The sequence below is a fragment of the Frankia sp. Cppng1_Ct_nod genome (assembly GCF_920656135.1).
GTDB classification, from domain to species: Bacteria; Actinomycetota; Actinomycetes; order Frankiales; family Frankiaceae; genus Protofrankia; species Protofrankia meridionalis.
In genome coordinates, this window is sequence record NZ_CAKKTK010000068.1 from 19853 (window position 1) to 26296 (window position 6444).

Here is a 6444-nt window from a genome sequence, read left to right on the forward strand (position 1 = left end):
GGCCTCGGCGGAAGGCGGCGCCTTCGACCGCGAACGCGGTGAGTAGCGGGAGCACCAGCGACACAGCCAGGCCCACCGCAGCCACCGTTTTCTTTGCGGTGCTGTCGCGCTCCGGGGACATGTGGGATACCACTGCCGCCGTAATGAACAGCTCCGCCGGTGCCCGGGCCTTGGTCTGCTGTTCCTTCAGCTGGCTCTGCAGCAGGACGATCAGCGCGTCCATGGTCCGTGCCGCCACGACCGGGTCGTGGTCCTTGGTCTCGATCGCCAGCAGCGGCGCGTTCGGAGTGGTCGGGTCCGGCCCGACCGTGTAGGCGGCTGTGGCACCGGAACCGGTCAGCGTCTGCGCGGAATCCTCGTCGGTGAGAATCCGGACGAGTACGGCGGCGGTAGCGTCGAGGTTACCGCTGAACGCCAGGTACGGATTGGACGCGGTGGGCTCGTTCGTCGACTTCACCGAAGGTGAGAGCAACACGACCGATGCCTTGCCGGAATAACTGTAGGGCGTCGTACGGGTTAAGAAGATGACACCGACGGCAAGGACCAGGACAAGAGGCACCACCACATACCAGCGGCGCGCAAGCACATACAACGAATCTCTCAGGTACACGTCTCAACCCCCTGGGCAGAGCACGTCCGTCGACGGTGCCCGCGGCCGGACAGCGAGATACCCGCTACCGGACAGACAGGCTTCGACACGCGCGAACCGCCCCACAACGTCATCGTCAGAGCATCTCGTGGCCGGATTCGACCGCGGAAACATACCGGGCAGATCATCACTGGCGCCTCCGAGGTCCAGCTGGGCCCGGATCTCCCGGCCGGACCCACCTTCCGGGCCAGACGCACATCTGCACTCTAACCCGGCGCCCCGACGGATTCGCCGGGGCTATCGCCATCCGCCACGGGGCGTAGTCCCGCGGTGGATGGGACCTGCCCCTCGATGGGCAGGTGTTCGAATGCCCGTCCACACGCGCACGACAACCGTTCGTCAAGCCGTTCACCGCACGCACACACCCAGCCGACCTGTCGGGCCGGATTTCCCACGACCAACGCATACGCTCCGACATCGCGGATGACCACGGCGCCGGCCGCCACGAAGCTGTATTCGCCGAGAGTGGTGCCACACACGATCGTGGCATTCGCTCCGATGGTGGCTCCCCGGCGTACCAGGGTGCGGTCGAGGCGGTCGGTGCCCTTCTTCACTTCGGCCCGTGGATTCATGTCGTTGGTAAAGATCATGTTCGGGCCGAGGAAAACATCGTCCTCGACCGTGACAAGATCCCAGATCAGGACCGCGTTCTTGATGGTCACCCGGTCGCCCACCACCGCGCCGGACTCGACGAACGCGTGGTCACAGACATTGCAGTCCCGGCCGAGCCGAGCGCCGGCCATGACGTGCGCGAACGCCCAGATCCTGGTGCCGGCGCCGACCTCGTCGCTCTCGCACAACCCGCGCGGATGAACGAAGACGTCCCTCGGCCCGGTTGCCACCGCGGACGCATCCCTGCCTACGGCGACACTCACCGCAGTGCCCGACGCAGCTCGTCGACGACCCGGGACTGCTGGTCAACAGTGATCTGTGGGAACAAGGGCAGTGACAGGATGCGGTCAGCGGACCGCTCACTCACGGGAAACGCCCCGCGGGCATACCCGAGGTCCGCGAACGCCTCCTGTAGGTGCACCGGGATCGGGTAGTGGATACCCGCGCCGATTCCGGCACCGTGCAGCCGCTCAAGGACGGCGTCGCGGTCCGACACCTCGATGACGTACAGGTGCCAGACATGGGTGTTCCCAGCCAGGACCGTCGGCAGGGTGATCACTCCATCGGCCGCGAGGTCCGCCAGCAGCCCGTCGTAGCGGGCCGCCGCATCGGCACGGGCGGCGTTCCAGCCGGCCAGCCTCGTCAGCTTGGCCCTCAGCACCACGGCCTGAACAGCGTCCAGGCGGGAGTTCACCCCGAGTCGGCTGTGTATGTACTTGCGGTCCGACCCGTGGCTGCCGATCGTGCGCGCCGCGGCCGCGACCTCGGCGGACATGGTCAGGACGGCGCCGGCGTCGCCATAGGCACCAAGGTTCTTGCCCGGATAGAAGCTCGTTCCCGCCGCCGCGCCGAACGTCCCCGCGTGCCGCCCGTGACGGGTGGCACCCTGCACCTGAGCGGCGTCCTCGACGATCGGCACACCGGCCGCGCCGGCAGCCGGCAGCAGTTCCTCGACCGGGGCGACCTGCCCGTACAGATGCACCGGCAGCAGCGCTCTGGTGCGCGGCCCGATCGCCGCGGCAGCGGCCGCGGTGTCGATCAGATAGGTGGCCGGGTCGACGTCGACCAGTACCGGCCGGGCACCTGCGCGGACGACGGCCTCCGCGGTGGCGATGAAGGTGTTGGCCGGCAAGATCACCTCGTCGCAGGCTCCCCTGCCGACGTCCAACGCGCGAAGCGCGATCTCGAGGGCGTCGGTGCCGTTGCCGACGCCCACGCAGTGGCCGGCGCCGAGAAAGGCCGCATACTCCTGCTCGAAGAGGCTGACCGGCTTACCCCCGATGAAGGCACCCGTCGCCATCACATCGGCCAGCTCGGGCTCGATCTCGGCGGCGACCTCCCGATGCTGGGCCGGCAGGTCGACCAGAGGGATGTGGGTCATCATCGTCCTCACGGTTGTCAGAAGCGGTCGCGGAACCGCGGTGGTCGAAACGACGGTGCGACTCGCGCCACGCCGGCGCCCAGCACGCTGCGCACACCCTCATACCCGCATATCCGCGAACCCGCGGGTCGGTTCCGGGTCAGGGCTGCTCGGGACCGGGCACGCCGCGGACGCCGACCAACGGACGCTTCGACCAGGCCGGGGAAACGGCCCGCGCCGGAACGTCCCGCAGTTCCCGCAGCAGCACACGTTCCACAGCCGCGCCCGCGGCGTCCCACGGCAGGTCGGCCACGCTCGCGGCCGCAGCAGCGGCACGTTCGTCCCGTTGTGTCGACGGGGTCGCGGTAACCACGTCGGACAGGGCAGCGGCCAGCTCACCGGGAGCCGGCTGAACATAGCGGACGTACGGATTGTCCAGTACCAGCCGATTGTGCCGGGCATCATTGATGACCGGGATGCAGCCGGCCGCCAGCAGCTCGAACGGAATGAGCGAGAGGTTCGTGACCGACAGACACAGTCCTGCCAGGCACCGGTTGTACAAGGCGTTCAGCTCGGCCGGGGTGATGACACCGTGGCATTCCGCCGGGAAGGGCAGCGCCCCGACATCCTCACCGAACAGGTGGATCGGCACGTCCGGATGACGGGTGTTGAAGTCCTGCAACGCCAGCAGGCCAAGAGCGTAGGCACGTCGTGGCGTGCTCGGCTTGGCATAGAAGACCACTCCGTCACGGACGGGACGGCCGGTGACGGGCTCCATCCGGTAGACGTCCGTGTCGGCGCCGAACTCGAAGTAGTCACACGGCATCCCGTAGTCGGCAGTCAGTTTCTCCGCCAGCCAACGCCCGGCGGTGATGCCGTGGAAGCCGAACCGGAACGTGTTCTCCGCCAGCACGCTTTCGCTGCCCGCCGGGTAGAACAGTGGCTCGAAGTCCTGCACGCAGTAGAACCGGCGGCCCGGTGTCCGCGGATCTGCGACGACATACGCCGACTGCCACGACGTGGCGAACACCGCGTCGCAGGGTTCCATCGTGCCGGTCGCGTCGGCGACCTCCGCGCGGATCTGCGGCCAGTAGCCGCGGAAGCGCTCGGTGTGGGAGCGCATGTCGCCGGCATACCGGTCGTAGAAGTACAGGCGGCAGGTATGACCGGAGCGCTCCAGATGCTCGACCAGTCGCAGCAGGGTGGTATGCCCGCCGGAGCCCGGCGGGGGCGGGGTCATGACCCAGTTGACCACCAGGGGACGGTCCCCCCGGGACGCGGGCACGACCTCCGGAAGATCCGTCCCCGTGATTGTGGGCAGGGCGGAGTCGGCGGAGTCGGCGGCGGCGGAGGCGGTGGAGGCGGCGGAGGCGGGCACCTGCGACCCGACCGGCATTGGCTTGAGCGCGCCCGCCCGCAGTACCTCCTGTGCGCGCACCGGCAGCACGCTCGACGGCTCGTCCACCCGCCTGGAAGCAGCCCGCAGCGCCCGCCCGGCGAGCCCGCGCGTGCCGTCCTCCTGAAGCACCCGGGCGATCTGACCTGCCCGGCGGACGACCTGGTCGCGCGTGGCCTGCCAGTTTTTGGCCGGATCGTTCATGGGCTCCCCCTCACGCAACGCCCGCAACAGCCTCCGATGATGACGGGTCCTCACCATCAGGCACGCACCAGGGTCCCCATGTGCCCGGCCGGGACGCCGCCCGCGAGGCCGGACGTCCGATGCCCTACGGCATCCCGGCATCCCGGCATCCCGACCCGCATCCCGGCCGACGCACTTCCTGCCCACCGCCGCCTGTGACGGATTCTCCCGCGCCGCCAGCCACCCTTATCCGGTCAATGCCGCTCGCGCATTGAGAGCGGGCCGGGAACATTCCACTTCATCGCCGGGTTCTTCGAGGGCCGTCCTTCGATGACCCCAAGGCATACCCCGGACACCGGTAGTTCCGAAGGAGGCATCCGGCGCCTGCCGATGCGTGGTGTATAGTCCCCCCCTGACGCCTGCCATCGGCTCGTGTCGCGCCTGAAGGGGACCACGCGTGCCGACGTGAAAGGTCATGCGGTAATGGGGGGACGAGTGCGTACTGCTATTACGATGGCAAAGCACATTCAATGCGGATTCCTCGCCCGTGGGACTGTTGTCCGGCGAACACTCCGTCCAGGCAGCCGACAAACAACGGAGCCTGCCGAAGCGTTCATCGTCCAAACATCGCACGATCCGTCGGAGGCGTTGTAATGTCGAAACTCCACCCCCGCGCAGAGAAACCCCGGCCGCTGCCCACCGACCGCTTACCACCTCAGGTATCGGTATTCATCTCGTGCTACAATTATGGTCGCTTCCTCGCGGATTCAGTTCATTCGGTATTGTCACAGGGCGGCGTTCGCGTCAACGTAGTGATTATTGATGACGCGTCCACCGATGGAAGCCAGGACATAGCCGCGGCACTGGCCGCGGCCGACCCCCGGGTCTCCCTCATCGCGCATGAACGCAACCATGGCCACCTGGCCACCTTTAATGAGGGGCTCGGCCTGCTCACCGGTACGTACGCCGTCAAACTCGACGCGGATGACATGCTCACTCCGGGATCGCTCTCCCGGGCCGCGGCACTCGCCGAACACCACCCGACGGTCGGTTTCGTCTACGGTTTTCCGGCACAGTTCCGGACGATACCCACACCGCGTGCACGCACCGAAGCCAGGCGCTGGCTGATATGGCGCGGCGATGAATGGATCGCGCGCATGTGCCACCGCGGCCACAACACCATCATGCAACCCGAGGTGCTGATGCGCACCGAAACCCTCCGCCGGGTCGGCGAATACAACACCGACCTGCCGCACAGCCACGACATGGAGTTGTGGCTACGGTTCGCCACGGTTTCGGACATCGGCTGGGTAGGTGGTGCGGACCAGGGCTTCTACCGTATCCATCCGGATAGTATGCAACGGACCGTCAACGCCGGCCTGATGATCGACCTCCAGGGTCGCCGGGACGCTTACGAAAGCGTCCTGACGGGTGCCGGAAAAGAAATTCCGGACGCTGCGGATCTTCTCCGCACGGCCCGTCGTAAACTTGCCTCGGAAGCTCTTGACCACGCCTGCCGTACATTCGACGACGCGGAATTCGCCGATCAGTCCGTGGACGCCTACGTCGATTTCGCCATCGACACCTTTCCGGAGGCACGGCAGACACGGGCGTGGGCTTCCCTCGAGCGGCGGCGGTGGATGGCCGCGGACCCCCCGGCCCGGCGGGCGCTCGCCCGAGCGGCGAGCGAGGCCGCCCGCGACATGGAAGGGCGCATTCGTTGGCGCCGCTGGCGATGGAGCGGTGTATGAATCACGGGCATCGGAAAGACGCGTCCGCCGGGCGGGCGCGGCACGTTCGGCCACCACTGCCCGGCCTGCCGAAGGGCAGCCGGCCACGAGTGACAGTCGTAGTCACCTGTTTCAACTATGGTCGATACCTCCCGATGAGCGTCGGCAGTGCCCTCGACCAGCCCGGCGTGGCTACCGATGTTGTCATCGTGGACGATGCGTCGGATGACGATTCCGCGTCGGTTGCCGTCTCGCTGGCGGCTGCCGACAGTCGGGTCGGCGTGCTTACCCGACGCGCGAACGGCGGGCCCGTCGCGGCATTCAACGACGGCCTTGCCAAGGCTCAGGGTGAATACCTCGTCCGCCTCGACGCCGACGACCTGCTCACTCCCGGTTCGCTTGCTCGATCACTCGCGCTTCTCGAGGCCAATCCGTGGGTTGGCATGGCTTACGGCCGCCCGCTGCACTTCGACGGGGACAGCGAACTGCCGGCCGCGGGTGAGCTGGTGCGCGG

General features: G+C 67.6%; 6 protein-coding genes. 2 read left to right on the plus strand and 4 right to left on the minus strand.

Going from position 1 to position 6444, the window contains the following annotated elements; translation table 11 throughout:
* The 4 genes from NBW77_RS17340 to NBW77_RS17355 all read right to left on the minus strand — a co-directional run.
* Positions 1 to 610, minus strand: a 610-nt coding sequence (locus NBW77_RS17340; protein ID WP_207386821.1) for a hypothetical protein, incomplete at its 3' end; no start/stop codon positions are given.
* A 245-nt stretch (positions 611 to 855) separates the two neighbouring features.
* Positions 856 to 1524 carry an acyltransferase gene (locus tag NBW77_RS17345; protein WP_242605561.1) on the minus strand — a complete coding sequence of 223 codons (669 nt, stop codon included), beginning with the start codon at positions 1522 to 1524 and terminating at the stop codon, positions 856 to 858.
* Positions 1521 to 2645, minus strand: a complete 1125-nt coding sequence (locus NBW77_RS17350; protein ID WP_207386820.1) for a DegT/DnrJ/EryC1/StrS family aminotransferase — start codon at positions 2643 to 2645, stop codon at positions 1521 to 1523. Before NBW77_RS17350 ends, NBW77_RS17345 begins: the two co-directional genes overlap by 4 nt.
* A gap of 136 nt (positions 2646 to 2781) precedes the next feature.
* A complete protein-coding gene (locus tag NBW77_RS17355; RefSeq protein WP_250280017.1) occupies positions 2782 to 4221 on the minus strand; it encodes a rhamnosyltransferase WsaF family glycosyltransferase in 1440 nt (479 codons plus the stop codon).
* A gap of 632 nt (positions 4222 to 4853) precedes the next feature.
* Here NBW77_RS17355 and NBW77_RS17360 point away from each other — a divergent pair.
* Both NBW77_RS17360 and NBW77_RS17365 read left to right on the plus strand, forming a co-directional pair.
* A complete protein-coding gene (locus tag NBW77_RS17360) occupies positions 4854 to 5951 on the plus strand; it encodes a glycosyltransferase family 2 protein (protein ID WP_165485824.1) in 1098 nt (365 codons plus the stop codon).
* A gap of 134 nt (positions 5952 to 6085) precedes the next feature.
* Positions 6086 to 6444, plus strand: a 359-nt coding sequence (locus NBW77_RS17365; RefSeq protein ID WP_250280018.1) for a glycosyltransferase, incomplete at its 3' end; no start/stop codon positions are given.

What these genes read in the sequence shown, in the direction of transcription:
- NBW77_RS17360 (WP_165485824.1), top strand. Translation starts at nt 4,854, where the DNA reads ATGTCGAAACTCCACCCCCGCGCAGAGAAACCCCGGCCGCTGCCCACC.
- NBW77_RS17355 (WP_250280017.1), bottom strand. Translation starts at nt 4,221, where the DNA reads ATGAACGATCCGGCCAAAAACTGGCAGGCCACGCGCGACCAGGTCGTC.
- NBW77_RS17350 (WP_207386820.1), bottom strand. Translation starts at nt 2,645, where the DNA reads ATGATGACCCACATCCCTCTGGTCGACCTGCCGGCCCAGCATCGGGAG.